This is a genomic window from Paenibacillus whitsoniae, from assembly GCF_003955665.1.
Lineage (GTDB): Bacteria > Bacillota > Bacilli > Paenibacillales > NBRC-103111 > Paenibacillus_E > Paenibacillus_E whitsoniae.
Genome location: NZ_RXHU01000032.1, coordinates 1 through 20,938, shown reverse-complemented (window position 1 = coordinate 20,938; position 20,938 = coordinate 1). Strand labels below are relative to the sequence as shown.

The window sequence follows — 20,938 nt, the reverse complement described above, 5'->3', positions numbered from 1 at the left end:
GACAAAAGGAGCTGTGGATGAATGAAACTTAACCATATGAACTTGTGCGTTACTGACTTATCTGAAGCAATTATGTTTTTCCAAAGTCTCTTTGACTTTCAGCTTATTGAACAAAAAGGGACTGCAATCGCCGTTATGGAGGACGGTCATGGATTTACCTTAGTTCTCAGCAGCATGCCAACTAGCCTGGATGAAGACTATCGCTATCCAAAAGATTTCCATATTGGCTTCTACATGGATACAAAAACCGAAGTTGACGAGTTCCATAAAAAGCTTGAAGCATTCGGAACCGCATCCGGTCATGTACCTAAAATGATGAGAGGCGGATACACCTTATATTTCTCGGCACTGAACGGAATTCTGTTTGAGGTCACTTGTTTTTGTTAAAAAAAGGGGGTAAGCAGCCGCGTTGCTATTTGAAAGGTACGATACCCGATTGAATCCGATGCCACTCCAGTTAAGACACGATATCCCTATAACCGCCCTCTGGTTTATTATACCTGCGGATCTACGCCTTCTTCTTCTAGCCTATACGTATTGGCGTAAAAAGGACCTGAAACTTGTAGCGTTTTCCAGTATTTTCAACATACCTTTCTCAGGTTTTTATGTCCTCCGTAATGTTTATGGGCATCGAGCATCTGTTCATTGCGCTTGGCATTTATAAACTCAACTGATGGATTCCCGCTTATGCCTTGGTAGGTGTGTTGACTTTTTCCATATCGGGGAAGAATGGCTTAATTGGTTGCGGCAAGCTTCTTCCCGCCCTGTTCGATTCATCACGCTGCAGTGTGCAAGTTACGGCTTACAAGCACACTGCTTTGCCGTTTCTCTCATGTTTGATTTATTTCGGTTTACCTGTTCGGTCATCCACCAAGGCTCGAAATATCTCTATTCACAAATTGACCCGGCAGTCTTCAACAGACTTCACTTGTTATAGTCATCAATAATTGAAATTGTTTTATTTACCACTTTACTACCGAGAGAGGCATATAATTTCTTATCGCCAATCACATAAAATTCTCCTTTAGCTCGTGTAGCTGCAACATTCATCATATTGGGCTCAGAGACAGCCCAGTTTGCCGCCCCGCTGCTATCAGAGTCAGCTCCAAGAACAAAGTAGACAATTTGGGCCTCTTTCCCTTGAAAAGTATGAACAGTTCCAACATTCGTTGTTTTCCCATTTTCTCGTTTCGTGAAGTTCAATTCATCTAAAACGTGTGCAAGTTGATCCGCCACATTTTTAAATGGGGTGATAACATAAATTTCATCCGCTAAATTCGGATCTTCTCGCAAACGGTTATCAATCATACTCTTCAGCAAGTCAGCTTGTTCTTTAACAAACTTGTCATTTGCTTTTCCGGTTGAATCATACCACTGTGATTTTCCTTGTGACTCATCTTCTGATTTACCCTGTACCATCAACCCACCATACGATATTTCATTCGAAATTTTAAACATCGGATAGTCTGACCGTCTGTGCACCCAGAGTGGTATACCAATCCATTCATCCTCATTTTTTTGAAAACCATATTGGCTCGTGGCATCTACAATTGTTTGAGTGGAAGCATTAGCAGAGACAAATTTCTCATCGACTTTGTAGTATCTTCCGATCAAGGTCAGAACATTCGAATCTAGCGTCAACACTGGTTTTATTTGTGATGGATCTCCAACAACCATAACCTTTTTGCTTCTAAAGATTGCACCAACACTAGCTTGTGGTAGCGCTTGACCAGCCTCGTCTGCGAACAGATTGCCTATTGCGTTTTCGTTAAGATTTTTAAACATTCTACCAAAACTAGCAAACGTAGTGCTGATAACAGGGATAGTGAAATTCAACCATTGCCATGATTCTGAAATTAACTGATATCCATTCTCTTTTCCAATGTGTTCAGACTGATTACTCCAAATAATCCTCGCGGCTTTTAAATTCCTTCTGTTTTCATACAGGAATTGCTTTCTAACTTTTAAAGCTGAAATAAACAACTCTGATTGTAATTTGCGGAATTGCATGGTAAACCATGGGTTAGACTTTTGAAGCTCATCATATGATAGTGAAAAATCTAGTTCCTTAATGCCACTTTGTGATTTGGTTTTTTCCAATAGCGAAATTTCCTGTTCCAATTTTTCGATATCATTTTGTTGATTGCTCATCCATCGATCGAAGTCCGCTTTTGTGTCCTGAATTCGTTTGTGGGCATCCTCACTTTTCTTAGCGTTTTCCCTTATCCCACCTTCAAGTTTTATGCGTCTATTCAACAATTTAGTTCTTTCGTTAGATAGATCATTTAAATGTTCATTCGATTTATTCAGATTTTTAAAATACTGCTCAACTTTTGGCTTATTAAATAATTTCTGAAACCACAAAAAACTTGGTTTTTGTGAAATCACCACATCATAATTCCTTTCAGCTTGAGCTTGTACATTGATTAAATTTTCAATTTCAATGGAACAATTCAATCCATCCTTTTGGAGATTTACAAGTTCTTGCCCCAGTCCATCAAGTTCGCGATTCACTTCTTCTTCCTGTGAAATTATATCTGCTCGTTTCCTTTTTTCTTCTTGTTCAAAAGCAACCAATTGCTTCTTATGCTCGATTTTTAATTTCTGAAGCAAATATATGTTCTCGCTATATTCTTGCATTTTTTCCCTTTCCATTTTTAACTCATCATAGAGACGGGAGAATTCTTGATATACGCTTTCACCTCTACCAGCTTGATAATTACCTTCTAACTCTTTTTCAATGGCTTCAATGTTTAAAAGAAGCTTGTTAATATTTGTTGAAGTTCCACCTTCTAATGAGAATACACCCCAATTTTCCTCATTTAAAAGCTTACTTTTAATTTCACGATTCTTCCCGAAGCCTTCACCGGTTAATTCAGAATTAGAAATATCTTTGAAATAATCTGCCTTATCTAACTGCGTTTGAAAATCGCCAGCAATGTTTTCTTTCTTTGGTAACTCTTTAACTATGTTTTGGACTGCCCCATTGTTTGAACTTGCAACAACAATATTTTTATCTGAAATAGAAGATGGTAAAACGCCAAGCTTGGCATCTTGCCAATAAACTAGACTGCCTCGAATCTTTTTTTCCGAAAGCTGCATAATTTCCGCTGCCTGTTGTACTACCAAATCAGCAAAAATATCCTTTAACAGTGTTGTTTTCCCTGTTCCTGGCGGACCATTGACACTACGAATTTCATTTTCATCATTTAAAGCTAGATTCACCGCAGCCTGTTGCATGAATGAAAGTGCAAAACCAGAATTGCTTGGAAAACGTCCTAACGGATAATAGTTAGGTTGTAACGCGAATGCCTCGAAAATTTGTGGGTTAAAATGAATTGACTTTGTATTTCCATCCAGATTTTGTCTATCTCCCGAAAAACCATTAAAGTATCGATCTAAATTTTTATTAGTAATGATCTTTGCTTTGTTCAGATCTTCAATAAAAAACGAATGCAAATTGATATCTCCATTATCCAGGTTTTTCACAAATCCATAGCGGAAATTACCTGTAGAAACATTATACTTTTGTAAAAGCCCAGAAATGGTGATATTAAACCCCTCATCAAATTTACTTTTCAAATCTTCTCTAAATGAGTTTTCAACTTTTAAGAAGTTTTTAGGTAAATCACCATGCTGGCGGATATAACCGCTCATTGTAAAAAACAATTTATCTGCTATAAAATTTAATTGGTTATCAAGAAATATAGCGAAGGTGAATTTGTCTGAGTTATTCACCTCTTCGTAGGTTGCAGCAATCTTGTACTTCTCCCTCAATATATCAACAACTTCTTGGAAATTGAAAATATCAAAATATAATACTAAACCGGACTTTTTAAAGAACTCATCTGATACATGTTGCAGTTTTTTTTGTCTAGCTAAAAAGTCTGTAAAAAACTTATTCCAGTCCTCTTCCCTTGTACGTAAGGGTCTTAGTGATTTGTCTTTTCTATTAATAGAACCCTCGGATAGTTGTTCTATCGTAATCCAGGCATTTAAAATGTCTTGCCTTTTATTCATGTTCTCCCCCCATTATCATCTATACTTGCCTATTATAAGGCTCTCACCCTATCATTCTGAAGACACAAAGGACAATTTGACTTCCTTCCAATAATACCACGGACTTTCCGTTGTCAGCCATTTCATCCCTACTTATGGTAGGGTTGAGCTTATCGGGGTTATCGACGACTGATGCGAATGATGCCTGAGGTTTATCCGTTTCTGCATTCTTAAAATCTACACAGAGAGCCACCGAAGTAATCGGCGGCCTTATTTATTGAGGATTCAACTCCCTCGGCTCGTTAGGCTGTAATCGAGCTTATGGAAAAGGTAACGCGGGAGTATTACAAATCCATCGGCTTGGGTGAAGCCTACGCGCAGGAAGTGGCAAGAGAGGCACTAGAAGATTAAGTGTAACGAGAAAGAGAACGCCTGTTATGGACGTTCTCCCTTGTGTTGGTATGGTGGAGTGTTCAGGGGCTGTGATGGAACAGACGGAGATCGTGTGCCTTAGTTACGTCTCTTCAGTTCCTCAGCTATTTGAACAAATATACTTGAAAGAGTGATCTCCGACCCGCCTCTAGCCTGGTTCATATGAAGACCAGAATTGCTAAAAAAGCGTTTCATCAACTCTTTATCCGCTAGCATCTCAGTAACATCATCGATTCGGTCTAAGAGATCAAAACTCCTCAACTCCCTCATGATATCTTCTTGAACCAATGCTATGTAATCTTGCCTTTCTACCCAATCCAAAAACGCCTCACGAGATTTCGTATTCGGAGCCCGGTCATGACAGCTTTTACACATCAGAAATAGATTATCCGGAATATCTTCCCCACCAAATTGACGGGCAATTATGTGGCAACGTTGAAGAGGTGCCCTCTCCCAATTCTTTATTATCTCTTCACGTGTGGCCCTGGGCCTGTTCAAATCATACTTATCATCTAAATCGCGTTTGCAAGCCCAACAACACGGCTCCCCCCAGTCTAATCCTCTCTTATCTAACCAGTCCATCCAATGTTCAAAAATCTGAGTCTTTGTTGGCATAGTCATGGTCTAGTTCTCCTTAGTCATATTAATCCTTGTTTCCAATTGGCCCATATTGGCCACGATGAATGAAGACGGTGTTATTAGATGTCTACGTCTTCGAAGCTTTACGAAGTTCTCTAATTATCCTTTAATATAGCCCCTCTATCCCACCTCAAACACACAACAAAAATTGTGATTTATCAAGTAACCCCCCTCAATTCTAGGAAATTAATCATTTTCCTACACCAATCAGTCCAATCCTCTAAGCTCCTCCACCATACCAACATCCGGGTTTTTCGCTGTCACTTATGGTAAGGTTCTCCTTATACACTATAACGGCTAAATTTTAAGGCACCCATAGACCGGGTGCCTTCGAGTTTTTGAGTAAGTGCTAAAAATCGTTATTTCTTTTTACTTGGTTCAATTGATCACATTAGCCATCTCAGGTATCAGTCAGTTGTGCAAGGTTGCCCATGCGGCACTTGACAAGAAGTCATCCACATCTACATAGCCTAAATCTATGGGCAATATAATTGTACTAGATTAATAGACAGCGTTCAACCAGTAGACCCATATTTCCCCTAGGTTGATTACAAAGCGGCTCGGAATTTGACACTATTAGATTTTCATGCAGGTTTAATCCGCAAATATTTCGCTGAAACTTAGCCGTCACTTATGATACAGTTCTCCTTATACGTTATAACAGCTAAATTTAAACGGGATGGACTAGCATAATAGCTGTCCATCCCGTTCTAGTTATCGTGATTCGATTATTAGGTATGAATTTAGAATGAAGTTCGCAATCTCACACTGGTCAGAGGCGTGTCATTGACGATAACCTTCGTCATTTGATCGGATGTCAGCCCCGAGAAACAGGCGTTTGCTCTGGAACAACTAGCGTCTGCGCATCAGTTCCTTCTCAAGGCTCTCTCTCCCTCTCGTCATCGCCCAGTAGTGGTTCGAGGTGAAGAACGGTTTTAAGATCGGCGAGAACAGTTTGAGCAAGGGCTTCTCGGCATTCACATACCAATCGAACTGTACATTCACATATTCCCCGTCCTGCTCAAACTGCCACGTTCCGTGACCGACCAAATCTCCCGAGGACTTCAAGGAAATGAAATGCGGTGCTTGTTCGGCCGTCTTGCATGACCTCCAGCGGAGCTTGTATGGCAGCTTACCCCTCGAGAGAATGTCATAGACCTCATTGCCCGTCTCCATGTCCGTGCCTCCCTTTTGAATCTTCAAATATACTTCGGGCCACCAACGTTGATAGTCCAAGAAGTCGGAGCAGATCTCATAGATCTCCCAGATGTTTCCCTTCACCCGCCATTGGGTTGGCATATAATATTCGTTCGCAGCCATGGCTTAGTTCATCCCCTCTAACAACTGTTCGATTTCGGAACTTAATGAGATCGCTCGCAAGAGGACGGTCAAAGCTTCGACTCGGGTAGCGCTCTTTTCCGGGTCAAAAACATTCGTGCTTCTTCCGCTGATAATGCCGGCATTCGCGGCTTGCTGAATCTGATCCCTAGCCCACGTACGATCGATATCCCGAAAATTTCCCGTCTTCACTTGCTTCACCGAAGTCAGATTCACGATTCTTGCGAGGATCGCAATCATCTCGGCACGCGTAATATTTCGATCGGCCTGGAAAGTACCGTCCTCATAGCCGCTAATGATGCCGTTGCTAGCCAACATAAAGACTGCGTCCCTGGCCCAACTGCCCCCAAGATCGGTAAAACCGGGCGTTGCCGCGGTGCCTTTGGCAAGCGGGAACAGCTTCGCCAGCATCGAGGCGAATTCTCCTCGCGTGATGCTTGCATCTGGCTTGAACGTCCCGTCGTCGTATCCTTGAACGATCCCGAGTCTCGCGAACAGGCGGATACTATGAGCTGCCCAGTGATCTTTCACATCTGCAAAGACGGGAACGTTGGCATTGCGGGGATCGCCCAATTTGACGGTAAGTGCATCCAGCATCGTATGGATCGCTCCCGCGTCATTCACGTCGATCGGCAGACGGCCGGGAACGACGTTGAGTATCGGGGGCTTCTCAGACGGCTGCGTTGTCGGAACTGTCGGTGCTTTAGGGTCCGACGGTGTCGTCGGATGTGATGGCGTTGTCGGGACTGTCGGTACCTTAGGGTCCGACGGTGTCATCGGATCTGACGGCGTTGTCGGGGTATCACCACCGCCTAGTTGACGCTCGTAGATCGTGATCTCTTGGCTTCCGATGCTCCCGGAACCATCCTGGGCCGTCGCCTGAACCGTTACGAGGCCGGCATGCTCTGCTTTCAACAATCCCGTCTCATCAATGACGGCCCTGCCGGTACCCCTTTGAATCGACCAAGACACCTGCTTGTTGGTGGCATCGCCCGGACTCACGCTGGCGGCCATTTGCAGCGTGCCGCCTTCATAAACGGAGGATGTGACGCTTGTCACCTTGATGCTGGTAACCAGGATCGTGTCGACCGGTGCCCATGCCCTCGTGATCGTAACATGATAAGTTTCGGTTGTACCATCTTCCGCCGTTACCAGTATCGCTACGGGGTTGGAACCAACTTTCAGATTGATCTGTACGGGCTGACCTGACTCAACTACATTTCCGTTGACGGTAACGGTTGCCGCCGGATCGGACACTTCAGGTACGATCGTGACGCTGCTTATCGCATATCCGACGTCGGCGGTATAGCTCGTAATCCCGGCTTGGAACCGAGGCGTCAATTCACCTACGCTTAACGTCAAACGGGCTAAGTCGGCATCCGAACTCGGATTCGGGCCAGGCAGCGGACTTACCTGAATCGATACCGTTGCAGGCTCCACACTCGATCCATCGAGGGTTGCCGTTAGCTCGACCGATGCAGTCTCGAAGACATAAAGGGCCTTCCAATAGACTTGGAAAGTGCCATTCTTATCGGTCGTCACCGTTGCCTTGTCGCTCTCCGTTTGGCTCCACTTGCCTTTTGAGCTGCTTAGGTGAACGGAGATATTGGCTTGAGGCGTAGCGCCTTCATCATATACCGTACCAGTAACCGAGATTTCATGACCGCTTAACGCCACAGTGCTACTCGTGACTAGACTGATCGCGAGCTGCTTGCGTTCCCAGACGGCATAAAGCTTTACAACTCCGCTGATAAGCTTGAATTTATAGCCTTCGCCTGCCTCATAGAAGTTTCCGCTGCCATCCTTTTTTGTGTTCCATCCTTGAAAGGTATACCCGGTTCTCTTCAAGCTCCCGCTCGGTTGAATGGTGGCCGATGAATAATAATCGTAATGGGTACCGTCGACCGGCGCTTCTCCTTCAATTTCCCCGTTGGCGTTGCCTTCATATTCGATGCGGACATCGCTTATTTCAAATGCGAACCCGTTCGAGAGCGCATAGTTGACCATTTCACTACTGCCTTCAGCCGGGAAGATAAGCTTTACCCCCGTCTGCATCGTCCCTCCGAACACGCTGCCCCCTAACTCCAAGGTCGCAGGCATGATCACTTGAGAGAGCTTGTTATTTTTAAAGGCCTCCGAATCCAAGTGAGTTAACGTCTTTGGAAGAATGATAGATGACAACTGATTATCGGAGAACGCGCCGAAACCGATTTTTTGCAAACCGTCTTCGGCGAACGTTACATCCTCCAGAAGATTGTTATAGAACGCATATTCATCCACCAGGGTGACGCTATTCGGGATCGTAATCGAAGTTAGCCGATTATCCTCGAAAGCATGGCCGTACACTGAAGCTAAGCCGTCCGGGAGTACGATTTGGGCTAACTGATTTTCCCTAAAAGCATAGTCTCCTATGCTCTTTAAGGCTTTCGGCAGAGTCACTGTCGTTAACAAATTGTTACTAAATGCGTTCGTGGAGATGCTCGTCACGGTATCGGGTATGGAGACGCCCGTCAACTCCAAGTTCGCAAAAGCCCCCGTCCCGATCTCCGTCACGACATAGCCATCTATCTTCTCGGGAATGACAACGTCCGAATCCGTTCCTTTATATCTCGTAATCGCAATCCCGCTACCCTCATCCTTCAGGCTGTAAGCATAATCCCCGCTGATCACGGTATCGACTCTGCGCACGAATATCAAGAACGTTCGAGCATTGATCCCATCCCGCGCGGTTACATCGATTCTAATTATATTCATCCCGGTATGCAGCGGTACGCTGACGGGTGAACCGCTGACGGCAGGTAAGCTGACGGTAGCGCCGGTGCCGGCAGACAAATAGTTAATCACCAGAGTGGACTGATCGCTGGCGGTCGTTGCCCTTACGTTAATACTTGTTACGGCATTGCTGACGTCCGCCACGGTATAAGTGTACGTGTCGCCCGAGAATTCCGGAACGAGAGCGATGGACCCTAGCGACAAACCGCTTAACTCGGCATTGGACTCATCTGGCGGAACGACCTGAAACGTCCGGCTGTCCGCCATCCCGATCGTACCATCTACGTTTGCATAAATCGTTACTGATCCTGGGTTCGCTACCGAAGGAGCCGTCCATTCCACTGCAAACCGGCCGCTTGCATCCGTTGTCGCCGACACGTCGCTGTTATCGGTAAGCTTCCATTTGCCCAGGGTGCTGCGCAAATTCACGACGGCGTTCTCTACAGGTAAGCCGGTATCGTCCCTCACTACGCCGGTGACCGTAAGGCTATGGCCACCAGCTACATGATCGCCATCCTTCTCTAACGCTAAGGACGCGATTGTTGCTGCTCCGTTCCACTTCCATTTCGCATACAGCGTCATATCTTCGGTGACCTTGTCGGTGTCATAATCCCACGCGTCGATATTTTCGGGATCCGTATACCAGCCGACAAAGGCATATCCCGCCCTCGCAGGCTCTGAAGGCTTGGGAGCTTGTCCTCCGTAGGCAACCGATTGGGCCGGGATTGGCGTTCCCCCTCTCGTGTCGAAAGACACTTGATAGAAATTCGCCTCCCAGTTGGCATATAAGGTAAAGCCTCCGGCTCGAATGCCATAAATAATCGGGTAGTTTCCGTCCGAATAATTCATCCCGCTTCCATCTGGCGCGGTGTTCCATCCTTTGAAGGTGTAACCAGTCTTCGTTAACGCGCTTGGATCCTGATCCGGATCCGGTACCGGCACCTTAAACACCCCTTTATAGCAAACATATGGAGTATTCGATGGAGTGGTTCCCCCTGTGTTGCCATTTCCGTCATAGGTAATCAAATAATTGCAGGGTCTAATTGGAATACCGTATTTCGTTGCATGGTTAAAAACCGTTACACTGCTCTTCGGAATAAAAAGGGTTGCGGTCGAATCAAATACAGGATCCAGATCCCCGCTGCCCAAATTGACTTCCGGTGGAATCGCGACATCTCCCAATGAATTGTTTGTGAATGCCCTCGAGTTAATGGCGATTACTGACTTCGGAATCTGAAGCGTCTTTAATTGATTGCCGTTGAACGCATAAGAATCAATGATCTTTAGTCCTTCCGGAAGGGACACGCTGGACAATCGATTATTCTGGAAAGCATACCTTCCGATGGTAGCCAGACTGTCCGGAATCGTCACGCTTTCGAGCTGATTGTCAGCGAACGCATACTCATCGAGAAAGGTAACTTTTCCGAACACAATGCTTTGCAGCTGGTTGTATTGAAAGGCCCCTCTTCCGATATCCGTGACGCTCGGGATCTCGATTGCAGTTAATTCATTATGGGCGAATGCAAAACTAGAAATCATCGTAACGCTAGACGGGAGCGTTACGCTTGTTAGTTTAGGTTGACCCGAATTACTAGATGGATCAAATGCACTCGACCCGATCGCAGTGACCGGCTTGCCGTCGAACTCGCTCGGAATCACGACGTCCGTGCTCGTTCCCGAGTAATCCGTAATCATGAAAGTGTTGTCTGATAGCAACAAATAAGTAAAATCGCTGTCCTGGATGGCCTCCGCATGTGCAGCCGGTGCAGGCAAGCTGCCGCCAAGCAGAACGCACAACATTAACAAGGATAAGATCCGACGCATAATTCTTCTCCTCCAATAGTGAGTGATTCATTGGATTATTGTAGAATAATCGGATATATTAAAAAATCCCCCGATTGGGGGGGATTTTTGAGAGCTTATCGGCTATGGAATGATCTTCAATTCCTTGGCGCGCTGCAGCGCCCTTACGCGGTTATTGACGTCCAACTTCCGGAAGACATTCTTCAAGTGATACTTAACCGTCTCCGAAGTGATGTGCAAAGTATCCGCAATTTGCCTATTGGATAACCCTTCGGCCATATATTGAACGATTCGTGTCTCCTGTCCGGTCAGCAGGCCGGTTGCGCCCGGCTCCTCCTCGGAAACATAATTGTGATACTTTTCCTTAATCTTCTCCCACGTTCGGGCGAGCCGTTGTTCCGTTACTGGCTTCATTAAGTAATCTAATGCATTCACTTCAAAGGCTTGCACCGCATAATCGTCATAGCCCGTAACGAATATGACGGATAGGGAGGGATCGCGCTCTAGCAATAATCGGGACAAAGACATCCCGTCAACATCCGGCATGGAGATATCGAGGAACGCCACCTGAAAGGGGGTGGCTCGCGCATACTCATACGCCTCGCGTGGGGTTAGGAATGCGCCGCATATCTCGAGTTCCTCGAATTCGGCAAGCATATACTTCAGCCGTCGCACCGACAAAGGTTCATCATCCACGATTATAGCCCTTATCATCCATCTTCCTCCTGTCTGGCAGATAGGGAAGCTCGAAAGACACTTTCGTCCCGATCCCGGCCGTGCTTTTGACTTGCAAGCTTGCGTCGTACAGCAGCTTGATGCGTCGCGATATATTCCTCAACCCTATCCCACTAGGCTCCGAACCCGAACCAAGGACTTTTTGCCGCTTCGCCACGCTCATTCCGCACCCGTTATCCTCGACAGCGAACTGAAGCTTATCGTCATGCTCCAGAATCGAGATTGTGACGGTACCGCCTCTTTCGTTAGACATCAGACCGTGCTTAATCGCATTCTCGACCAACGGTTGCAAGACGAGCGGAGGAATGAGGTGATTTGGATTGGCATCGATGTTGTACTCGATGGCTAATCGGTCGCCGAAGCGTACCTTTTCGATATTAAGGTAAGCCTTGGTCAATTCTAATTCATTCTCCAATGTCGTGAAAGTGTCCATTTGTTTGAAGTTGAGCCCGATTCTGAAATATTGAGCCAGGTCTAGCGTAAGCTTCTCCGCCTGCCTAGCGTCCTCCACGCAGAGGGCGGCTATCGAATTCAAGGCATTGTATAGAAAATGCGGCTGAATCTGCGAACGTAAAAAGGCGATCTCTGCATCTTTGGCTTCGGCCACTCGCTGCTGATTTTTCACTAGCGTCTCCTTAATGACCTCATTCATCGCAACGAAGATCAGCACGACGGCGATCATGACCAAGGTATACAGAAGCATAGCGCCTAAAAATGTTTCGGATAAGCCGATGAAGATAGCCGCTGACAGAAAGCTGCAAACACAATAGCTAACCGTAAGACCTGTTGCTATCCACAGCCTCCGTTTCTTATTGCCTTGAAGGAATCGGGACTGGAAGAATATGAATATGGGGATGCACATGAACACCGCCAGCGTCGTCGCATAGAAACCATCATCGATCCCTAGGTAGGAGCGGTAAATCAGAATAAGCAGGGATAGAAACATCGTCGTCTCGAACCCGCCGTAGAACGTCCCCAGAAGCAGCGGAACGATACGGATGTCGATGGTTAATCGGTCGGTAACTTGGACGGGAAAGCTCATGCACAACACAAGCGCCACACCGAATAAAACAGCCTGCATCAGCCTGAAATACTTAAATCTCCCGAAGCCGATCAAATAAATGAGCTGGAAGGCGAAAATCAACGTAACGACGAACGCTACTTGCAACAATAAGTCTTCGAGGATATTCATGATAACAGCCCTATATCCTTCCTACCATTCTATTAGGAACATTGTAAATAATTTCTGGCTCTTTTGTCTATTGGGGAACCGTCTCGATTACGAAGGAGCAGTTGATAGGGTTCAGCGGCCAAGCCCAATGAGGACCCACTGGTGCTTTGCGAACTGCTGGAAGACGCTAAGAATGGGCGCTTCAAACAAGTCGTGCACCTGCGGCTGAACCGGCTCTCCCAGAAGCTCAACGAGCTGCTTCACATCGTCGAGTTGTTCGACAAAAGCGGAAGAGAATCGAAATCGCCATCTGAAATCATGAGAACACTTTCATATCTGCTGACCTTAATGATTATGGGATGGGCAGTAGTTTTTATGGGAACAGCGCATGGCGAGGGAGGCGATGGAGGAACATGCATGACAAAAAGGAGAACACCTGTCATGGACGTTCTCCTTGGTTTGGTTTTCTTCTGCTGTTGCAGCATTTTAGGAGTAGAATGGGGCAGCCCCTACGCGGTTAATTTCGCTAGGTTATCCACCTGATTTAGCTTCCTTGACATAACTGCATAAATTTCGCCGTCACTTATGGTACGGTTCACAAGCAACCTCCCCTACCCCTAAGTCGTGTTTTCAATCCGTACCTGGTTTAATGTGAATTTCTCGAGTAGGTATATGATTAGCAAGGATGCAGCGCGAATGCAGATTAAGTAAATCAGGTTCCAATTATGGTAGAAAATCAATACGCCTGTGTTCAAGAGTATGACATCGGCTGCTGCCAGGATAAAAAGGGGGACCACCATCAAGTACTTGTTCTTCGGCACGTACATAAAGAAGATGACAATAGAAGCTAAAATTACGTGATATAAAAAACCGCTGAATAACGTGCTGTCCCTGTAAGGGTTCTCGACCCAATACACGCGAAAAAATTGCTTGTCGAAAAGCATCAGCACGCTAGTCGGAGTCTGCAAAATAATCCATGCGATCGTCCAGAAAACGATGATTCGAGGAAATTTACGTTTGGTTTCATGTAAAATGATGTACCATTTCTTTATAGCAGCCAAAAAAACAAAGGTAATGATGCCGGTCATATAAGTTTGCCACCAATGATGACTGTAGACGCCGGCTTTAAGAAACACCTCCTCGACCACCATGAATCCGACGGAAATCAATCCGATCAGGAGATAGGACGGTTGAAGATACATCACCCAAACCGCGGTCGAAGCCCATAATGCTGAATTGGCTATGATATGGCCAATAATATTTTCGGAAAAGGGATCCTGATAAAGTCCGGGTTTATAGGCGTAAGCATTGAATACGAAGAGTACGACGGCTTCTCCTACCCACGTCCAAGCCGTCGAGAACAAAAAGTAACTAAGCCATTCCGCAGCGTTTCCTTTTCGATACACCGTATAGCAGGCAATGATGGCTCCGATGACAATCAATCCGTAGTACCAGATCATATTCGGCATAAGACGTCTTCCTTCCGCAAAATCCATTTCGCCTATTATTCCCAGTGAAAGGTTGCGTTCATACGTCCATATCCGCTTGAACGAAAAAAGAGGCCACCTTTATCGTGACCCGTTCGTTCCTATTCGCCATCGAATCCCTCTTGCATCAGGCGGGCCGATAATTACAGTCTGATCGACCTGCTTGATGACTTCAGCCCACTGAGCGGCATTTATGCCGTATACGATTTGGAATACCTCCGGGGGCGTCTTCCTCAGGATGTCGGATCCATACACGATCTCAAAGTTTTTATTATCGAACGTAGCCACAAGGCGGCTGTGATCCATGATTGCGTTCGTCCAATGCCACCATCCCATCGGAATATACACCGATTGCTGCGGCCCGACACGGTAACTAAGAAGTTGAAGGGTAACGGGATTCAGAACGGATTCGATAATCTCCCCCTGGATCACGTAGAGGAGTTCGTTCGCGTTGGGGTGCCAATGCGGTTCTATGCTATGTTCTCTGCTTAAATTTACATCGACCAAGCTTAAGCCTTGCATGACAGGTAGCTGTTTCGCGGTTTGATAAAGAATGAAGTTCCAATCGTCCTTCACGAAGTAAGGGGAATATCTTAAGTCAAAAAACAAATTCAATGAGGGGGAGCTATAGTCCATTTGATGGCCAGTCGTTGTCATTCGCATGATCACGCCTTTTCGAACAGTTTGAACCCACATCAAAGTATATTCAGTCATCCCAATATCATGCTGGTTCACTGCCCATATTTGCATTGTCTATATTGTCCTTGAACGAACGCAAGCAACGCATATTGATACTATCATATAGCTTCACTTGATAGTGATCACCGCTTATTCAAAATCAGTCTGGAAGCTGATGGCCTTGTTCGCTTTCAGTTCTTCACGCAATTGGTCCAGCTTCTCGGACGCTCTCCGGTAAGCATCACTGCCCAGGAACAATTGGACCGGGGGATTCGACGATTCCGCCAGATCGATGAACACCTCTGCCGCTTTTTCAGGATCGCCAAGCTGCTTGCCGTCTTTTGCTACGAACTGATTGTGCGCAGAGTGAAGCTCGCTGTAATCCTCAATTTTATTGGCAGACAATACCAGGGAATCTGCCTTATTAAACTGGGTTCTAAACCCCCCGGGTGCTACTGCCGTCACTTTGATCCCCAGAGATTGCACATCCTGAGCAAGCACCTCCGTCAATCCCATTAGCGAGAACTTCGTCGCTGCATATACACTCCAGCCCACATGCGGAGCGAAGCCAGCAATTGAGGCAATATTGAAGATATGCCCTGATCGCTGCTTCCGCATATAGGGTAGTACACTTTGAATGACATTAATCGGACCAAATACATTGACTTCAAAGTTGGCCATGATTTCCTTCTGCGACAGCTCCTCAATCGCACCGCCGATGCCATAGCCTGCATTGTTAACGGCCACATCTATTTGCCCGAACTGCTCGTACGTCTTGTTCACGGATGCCTGAATCGAATCCGCTTGGGTCAGATCAACCGTCAACGGCAGGAATTTTTCTTCTGGCACCTCACCTACAGCTTTCTTTAAATCTTCTATATTACGTGAAGTTGCAGCAACTCTATATCCGCGCTCAATTAATTTTCTCACCAAGGACAGTCCCAGTCCTTTCGAAGCACCGGTCACGTACCATACTTTAGCATGTTGCATATTTTCCCCTCCAATGGATAATCACTACTGTGTATATGGGCAATTGCCACAGGTCTGTTGTAACAAACTTATTATGCTCCTTCCAGGCTAAATTCCGTTAGAATATTACTCTCACTTTCTTGCCTATTACTCTCACTCCGCTTAACAAATAAAGTTCTTGAATTTATAATGGAACACAATAATGGGAGGGATGGAAATGTTGGATGACGCTCAAAAAACATACTATAAACAGTTGGAGCTTGCGCAACTCGTCGAGAAGTTCACTGGTACAGATGGCGATCACGATACACCGATCCCCTCATTGCATCTGGTCCGCGATTCCCACTCCGAGGTTCCGATATGCAGAATTCAAAAACCTTCGCTATGCATTGTAGCTCAAGGCGAGAAGGTTATCATGCTCGCAGATGAGCGCTACCAATACGGGGTATCCGATTACCTGGCGGTGTCCCTGGATGTACCGATAACCGGCCGGGCCACTCAGTCCTCTCCTGATTTCCCCTACCTAGCGATTCGTCTAGATTTAGAGGCCAGTCAAATCTTTCAGATTATGAAGGAGACGGAATTACTTCCAGACAGCACCAAGAGATATCACAGAGGGCTATTCGTAGGCAAAATGAATAATGCTCTCCTCGATGCAGCCGTCAGACTGGTAGGCCTGTTAGAGACCCCGAAGGACATTCCGGCACTGGCGCCCCTCGTCATACGTGAGATTATTTACAGACTCCTTAGCGATGATAAAGGGGACGTGTTCAAGCAAATTGCCATGGCTGGAAGCAATTACGCTTCTATTGCAGAGGTGGTCGAGCGGATCAAGAGGGATTACAACCAGCCGCTGCGCATCGAAGAATTAGCTGAACTGGCGAACATGAGCTCCTCCTCGTTATATCGTCACTTCAAAGAAGTGACCGCCATGACTCCGGTACAGTATCAGAAGCAAATTCGACTGCAGGAAGCACGCCGTCGCCTGTTAACCGAATCCACCCATGTGGCAGATATCGCGTTCGAGGTAGGCTATGAGAGCCCTTCCCAATTCAGCCGGGAATATGCGCGCTTGTTCGGCTTCTCTCCGGTGAGTGATATCAAGCGGTTCAGCTAATAAAATCAAGCTGCTTTCAACAATATGAAGAATTCACGAAAGAACGGTTCTACCCAACACACATCAAGGCTAAGGCTACATAATTGGGACGACGGCATCTGCAACCTCAATGTCCAATCATACGAGCCATCACGGCTTGCGCTCCCTTCTGGGACCGTCAGATTATCCGCTGAATTAAGAGCCTGTAGCAGTATTAGTTCCATTGAATTGCTCAACGCGGAACTATCGAGTGTAAAAGCTTGTCCAACTCTTGATATAACCCCCTAGGAAAATACCAAGCACATCGCATGGGGTATAAGCCGTCGATCGTTTTTTCGCCCTACTTATAATATGGTTCTCCGTGTTGTCTGTATCGGCAAGTTTTCTCCACGTGCATGGAGTTCCATGCCATACTCCCTACGAAGCGATGTCGCGCGGACTGAACCCGTGTCCTCCTTCAGCCAGAGGTTTTCCTTGAGTCGCCCTAAATAGCGAAATCGGACATCTTGTAAACTGTGTAAACATTGTACATAATGGATTTGAGGTGAATTGCCATGCATCTGAAGAAAAAAAACAACACGGTCACTCCGTCGGCATTCGGTTTGGCCATACAAGGACTTGTCTTACTTTCGATATCAGATAAAGTGCTTTCAAGTAAAGAAATTGCGAGTATGATGAAATCTGGAACGACGTTTATGCGCCGGGTGATAGGTCAACTGGTTCGTGCAAATCTTGTCGAGGCTAGGGAAGGCAGAGATGGCGGCTACTTGCTGGCCAAACCTGCAAGCTCGATTACAGTGGCGGACGTTTACCGGGCTCTGCAAATGTACAATCCTTTGGGAAGTGGGATGGTCGATTCCACGCTCGACTGCGAACGCGGGGCTTCAGTAAGAAACCTTTTTCAGGAATTGTCTTCTCAAGTGGAAGAGAGTACGCTTCACGTTTTCAAGCAGTATACGATTGAGCAAATTGCTGCAGAAGTTTTTAAAAACGAAGTATAAACTGCGCTTAACATAAGCATAGTTTTGTGATATACTGTACTCATACAGGGTTCAGTATCATAAGAGTGTATCGACGACTCGCATCTGCATCCCTCGTATGAGGTTAACTGTGCTTAAATCAAGTTCAGTAAGGAGGTGAAAAAGTTGCAAATCGTATCGATTATACTTGAGATTATTCTGGGCATTGGTTATGTGATCGTCGGATTTATGAAGTTTGGAGCCAAAGAGCCGGTCGAATCATTCAAACAATACGGCTATTCGGATGGATTTCGCATTCTAGTCGGTATAGCGGAAATTCTCGGCGGGATCGGGATGCTGATTGGGATTTGGTCGCAACTGGCAGGCACGCTAGCTGGTTTGTGGATTGTCGTCATCATGCTGGGTGCTCTTGTTACCCAAATTCGTGCGAAAAGCCACGCCAATGAAGTGATGCTGCCCGTATATTTTCTAGTCTTGGCCCTGGTGGTACCTGTGCTCAATTGGATTGTTTAATCATACATCGGTTACGCATAGTTCCGCGACATACTGTGCTCGTACAGAGTTCAGTATCGCCAGAGCCTAGCGACTCGCATCAGGATCCCGGCATGTGGTTAACTGTGCTTAAATCAAGTTCAGTAAAGATACAGATCACGGTTGATCCGTTCGAAAAAGACAGCAGGCTAGAATGCGAGTATCCGTTTACTGCTCGAGTAGCTGCGGAAGTCTCCCTGCAGAGAATGATTACATGGAACCACCGAAGAGCTCGCCTTCAACAAGGAGACCGAGAAATATTCTTTAAGCGTAGCCCTTCCGCTGAACAACAAGCTGAAGGGCTTTTCCATTTGTAGAGAAGACTTCAGGATGCTTAATTTGGAAGCCTACTGATGTCTAACACAGCCAAACGTTACCAGCTAATCTCCCTCCTCGAATTTTTACTCTCTGTTTTGGAATCTGGCTTTAGGAACTTGACAACCCTTTATCGCCGTCACTTATGGTACGGTTCTCCGTATCATCGTTTAAGGGAAACTTTAAGGGCGCCCTCTTGGAGGACGCCCTTATTTTCGGAGAGTATTCTACCTGTTTAATCGATGACCTTAAACCACAAGGAAGATTGGTCCTCAGGGTCTCCATTGTAATTAATCAAAATCTCTTCTCCCGCTTCAATATCTTTGTAGGCATAGAAGTCAATGGTTAGATTCTTTTTATTCGAGATATATCTCGCATTGGGAGAGAAAGAGTGATTGTATAAACAACCGTATCCTAGAGCTATAGCTTTATCCTCTCCCCACCGAAATACATAGTTTTTGAGGATGCTTGTCCTCATTTGTTCCCATTCGTTTTTGGAAACAACGATAATTGGGGCTGACTCAAGTAAATCACCTTTTTTAAAACTCCCGGTTGCATAAATTCCTCTGCCATATTTCTTTGTATTACTCATTTTCAGTTTTATCAGTGTACTCCCTCCTTTACTCAAGATCCTTTAAATGCTTTCGAAGATAGCTGTTGCGTTGTTCAATGAAGCGAAGGATTAATTCTGGCTCGCTATTAAATAGCGCAATAGTTTGCTTCTTATACGGATCTAAAGAAATATAGGGATTTAATTGCTTGTGGAGATTGGCTACCATAGGTTCAATAGCCTTAACTGTAAATTTCGTTTCTAGAACCTCAGCCATCATACGACGGTATTGCTGCCTTATTTCCAAAACATCCAGAAGACGTGCAGTGAGCGTATTATAGCCTTCGATTGGAACGGCATCAAATTCCATTATGTCGCCATTCCAATTTCGACCCCAAGTTGCGTCATAATCCCAAGGGATCATTTGATATAAACCCGTCTCTTCATTTCGAAATATAGAATAGTTGTGAATAAACCCATCATAGTTTTGGGTACACACGGCCCCGCATAGCCACAATAAGTAATTGTCGATATTCATATCCTTTTTAATCGCTTCACCAAATTCCTCTCGGTTAGTTGTATTTATTTTTATAATAAACCTTTCTAAATCTTGATTATCCTTATCGCTACCTATTTTTTGATAATATCCAGATAGAAGTGAAGATTTTGGCTTTTCCTTTGGTGTTAATAGAGAAAAGTTTGCATGGTTGATCGTGGCATAATAAATAGGACCAGACGGCAGTCCTCTTTTTTGTAAAAAGAATTCATCCACCGATTCAAGTTCTAGATAAATTCCCTTTGTCTCCCCGTTCAATTCTAGAAGGACATGCTTACTAATTGGAGCAATACTCCCAATACTCTCGAAAAAATCAAAGGAAAGCTTGTTGCGTATTAAGGAAGGATCCCGGTATTCAGCATTTAAGTGTATCTCACGGGCAGCAAACTCTTCTTTATATGACCTAAAGTCGATGCTATAGGATTTCTTCCGAAATTTACGGGTATGATCTCCCCGATAGGATAATCCAATCTCATAAGGAATATTTTCTACAACTAATCTGGAGGGAACATGATCATCTTTCCATACATCTTGCATTAGTATCTTTAGATCTTTCGGCTCAATCGTTATACCATAAGTGGGGATAGAAGTATCTTCCATAAAATCATTCCCTTGCTTTTTTTATATCATATGAGGAAGCAAGTGGTGTTGATAATAAATTGGGGCTTAACACTAGAACAAATTAATATCAATAGACATAGAATACACTATCTGATTGTAAATAAATTTTAAGGAAGGTGATAATATGGGAGAAACTCAAATACTAGATTTAATAACACAAGCTAAAGATTCCGGGCTGGATGAGTTCTTAGTTCGAAATCCTATGTCAAAAAAAAGCAGCGGTGGTACTGACGGTACCGGCAAGAGCACTGGTAAAGGTACCGGCA

General features: G+C 45.2%; 16 protein-coding genes. 5 read left to right on the top strand and 11 right to left on the bottom strand.

Translation table 11 applies throughout. The annotated features are described in order from the left end of the window. The first annotated feature begins 21 nt into the window (after positions 1-21). Positions 22-387: a VOC family protein gene (locus tag EJQ19_RS11985; RefSeq protein ID WP_126141459.1), complete on the top strand. Its 366-nt coding sequence runs from the start codon at positions 22-24 to the stop codon at positions 385-387. A gap of 537 nt (positions 388-924) precedes the next feature. Here the strand turns inward: EJQ19_RS11985 and EJQ19_RS11980 are convergent. From EJQ19_RS11980 to EJQ19_RS11955, 6 genes are all read right to left on the bottom strand, one after another. After that, on the bottom strand, positions 925-4,020 hold the full coding sequence (locus tag EJQ19_RS11980; protein ID WP_164716492.1) for an AAA domain-containing protein: 3,096 nt from the start codon (positions 4,018-4,020) through the stop codon (positions 925-927). Between the two features lie 489 nt (positions 4,021-4,509). Further along, on the bottom strand, positions 4,510-5,052 hold the full coding sequence (locus EJQ19_RS11975) for an HNH endonuclease (protein WP_206438408.1): 543 nt from the start codon (positions 5,050-5,052) through the stop codon (positions 4,510-4,512). Positions 5,053-5,922: 870 nt separating this feature from the next. After that, a complete protein-coding gene (locus EJQ19_RS11970) occupies positions 5,923-6,390 on the bottom strand; it encodes an SRPBCC family protein (protein WP_126141458.1) in 468 nt (155 codons plus the stop codon). Positions 6,391-6,393: 3 nt separating this feature from the next. Further along, positions 6,394-11,004, bottom strand: coding sequence for a leucine-rich repeat protein (locus EJQ19_RS11965; protein WP_126141457.1), 4,611 nt, complete (start codon positions 11,002-11,004; stop codon positions 6,394-6,396). Between the two features lie 102 nt (positions 11,005-11,106). Continuing rightward, positions 11,107-11,697: a response regulator transcription factor gene (locus tag EJQ19_RS11960; RefSeq protein WP_126141456.1), complete on the bottom strand. Its 591-nt coding sequence runs from the start codon at positions 11,695-11,697 to the stop codon at positions 11,107-11,109. Beyond that, on the bottom strand, positions 11,672-12,910 hold the full coding sequence (locus EJQ19_RS11955) for a sensor histidine kinase (RefSeq protein WP_126141455.1): 1,239 nt from the start codon (positions 12,908-12,910) through the stop codon (positions 11,672-11,674). Before EJQ19_RS11955 ends, EJQ19_RS11960 begins: the two co-directional genes overlap by 26 nt. A 141-nt stretch (positions 12,911-13,051) precedes the next feature. Between EJQ19_RS11955 and EJQ19_RS11950 the strand changes: the two genes are divergently transcribed. Next, positions 13,052-13,432, top strand: coding sequence for a recombinase family protein (locus tag EJQ19_RS11950; protein WP_126141454.1), 381 nt, complete (start codon positions 13,052-13,054; stop codon positions 13,430-13,432). 74 nt (positions 13,433-13,506) lie between these two features. Here the strand turns inward: EJQ19_RS11950 and EJQ19_RS11945 are convergent, their stop codons facing one another. The 3 genes from EJQ19_RS11945 to EJQ19_RS11935 all read right to left on the bottom strand — a co-directional run bounded on the left by EJQ19_RS11945 (position 13,507) and on the right by EJQ19_RS11935 (position 16,044). Then, a complete protein-coding gene (locus tag EJQ19_RS11945) occupies positions 13,507-14,358 on the bottom strand; it encodes a hypothetical protein (RefSeq protein ID WP_126141453.1) in 852 nt (283 codons plus the stop codon). 99 nt (positions 14,359-14,457) lie between these two features. Beyond that, a complete protein-coding gene (locus EJQ19_RS11940) occupies positions 14,458-15,039 on the bottom strand; it encodes a cupin domain-containing protein (protein WP_241242860.1) in 582 nt (193 codons plus the stop codon). A gap of 165 nt (positions 15,040-15,204) precedes the next feature. Further along, the gene (locus EJQ19_RS11935; protein WP_126141452.1) at positions 15,205-16,044 is read right to left on the bottom strand and encodes an oxidoreductase; all 840 of its coding nucleotides are present in this window, start codon (positions 16,042-16,044) and stop codon (positions 15,205-15,207) included. 190 nt (positions 16,045-16,234) lie between these two features. Here EJQ19_RS11935 and EJQ19_RS11930 point away from each other — a divergent pair, with 190 nt between their 5' ends. From EJQ19_RS11930 to EJQ19_RS11920, 3 genes are all read left to right on the top strand, one after another. Further along, positions 16,235-17,140, top strand: a complete 906-nt coding sequence (locus EJQ19_RS11930) for an AraC family transcriptional regulator (RefSeq protein ID WP_420901675.1) — start codon at positions 16,235-16,237, stop codon at positions 17,138-17,140. A gap of 533 nt (positions 17,141-17,673) precedes the next feature. Continuing rightward, on the top strand, positions 17,674-18,120 hold the full coding sequence (locus EJQ19_RS11925; protein WP_126141450.1) for an RrF2 family transcriptional regulator: 447 nt from the start codon (positions 17,674-17,676) through the stop codon (positions 18,118-18,120). 144 nt (positions 18,121-18,264) lie between these two features. Beyond that, on the top strand, positions 18,265-18,612 hold the full coding sequence (locus EJQ19_RS11920; protein ID WP_126141449.1) for a DoxX family protein: 348 nt from the start codon (positions 18,265-18,267) through the stop codon (positions 18,610-18,612). A gap of 568 nt (positions 18,613-19,180) precedes the next feature. On the opposite strand, the gene EJQ19_RS11915 is transcribed toward EJQ19_RS11920, so the two are convergent. Beyond that, a complete protein-coding gene (locus tag EJQ19_RS11915; RefSeq protein ID WP_126141448.1) occupies positions 19,181-19,537 on the bottom strand; it encodes an SET domain-containing protein in 357 nt (118 codons plus the stop codon). 28 nt (positions 19,538-19,565) lie between these two features. Then, the gene (locus EJQ19_RS11910; RefSeq protein WP_126141447.1) at positions 19,566-20,651 is read right to left on the bottom strand and encodes a CotH kinase family protein; all 1,086 of its coding nucleotides are present in this window, start codon (positions 20,649-20,651) and stop codon (positions 19,566-19,568) included. Positions 20,652-20,938: the final 287 nt, after the last annotated feature.

Bases quoted from the DNA above. Each gene is read 5' to 3' on its own strand.
- EJQ19_RS11960 (WP_126141456.1), bottom strand. From the start codon at position 11,697: ATGATAAGGGCTATAATCGTGGATGATGAACCTTTGTCGGTGCGACGG.
- EJQ19_RS11910 (WP_126141447.1), bottom strand. From the start codon at position 20,651: ATGGAAGATACTTCTATCCCCACTTATGGTATAACGATTGAGCCGAAA.
- EJQ19_RS11940 (WP_241242860.1), bottom strand. From the start codon at position 15,039: ATGCGAATGACAACGACTGGCCATCAAATGGACTATAGCTCCCCCTCA.
- EJQ19_RS11985 (WP_126141459.1), top strand. From the start codon at position 22: ATGAAACTTAACCATATGAACTTGTGCGTTACTGACTTATCTGAAGCA.
- EJQ19_RS11970 (WP_126141458.1), bottom strand. From the start codon at position 6,390: ATGGCTGCGAACGAATATTATATGCCAACCCAATGGCGGGTGAAGGGA.
- EJQ19_RS11975 (WP_206438408.1), bottom strand. From the start codon at position 5,052: ATGACTATGCCAACAAAGACTCAGATTTTTGAACATTGGATGGACTGG.
- EJQ19_RS11915 (WP_126141448.1), bottom strand. From the start codon at position 19,537: ATGAGTAATACAAAGAAATATGGCAGAGGAATTTATGCAACCGGGAGT.
- EJQ19_RS11955 (WP_126141455.1), bottom strand. From the start codon at position 12,910: ATGAATATCCTCGAAGACTTATTGTTGCAAGTAGCGTTCGTCGTTACG.
- EJQ19_RS11930 (WP_420901675.1), top strand. From the start codon at position 16,235: ATGGAAATGTTGGATGACGCTCAAAAAACATACTATAAACAGTTGGAG.
- EJQ19_RS11945 (WP_126141453.1), bottom strand. From the start codon at position 14,358: ATGCCGAATATGATCTGGTACTACGGATTGATTGTCATCGGAGCCATC.
- EJQ19_RS11980 (WP_164716492.1), bottom strand. From the start codon at position 4,020: ATGAATAAAAGGCAAGACATTTTAAATGCCTGGATTACGATAGAACAA.
- EJQ19_RS11965 (WP_126141457.1), bottom strand. From the start codon at position 11,004: ATGCGTCGGATCTTATCCTTGTTAATGTTGTGCGTTCTGCTTGGCGGC.
- EJQ19_RS11935 (WP_126141452.1), bottom strand. From the start codon at position 16,044: ATGCAACATGCTAAAGTATGGTACGTGACCGGTGCTTCGAAAGGACTG.
- EJQ19_RS11925 (WP_126141450.1), top strand. From the start codon at position 17,674: ATGCATCTGAAGAAAAAAAACAACACGGTCACTCCGTCGGCATTCGGT.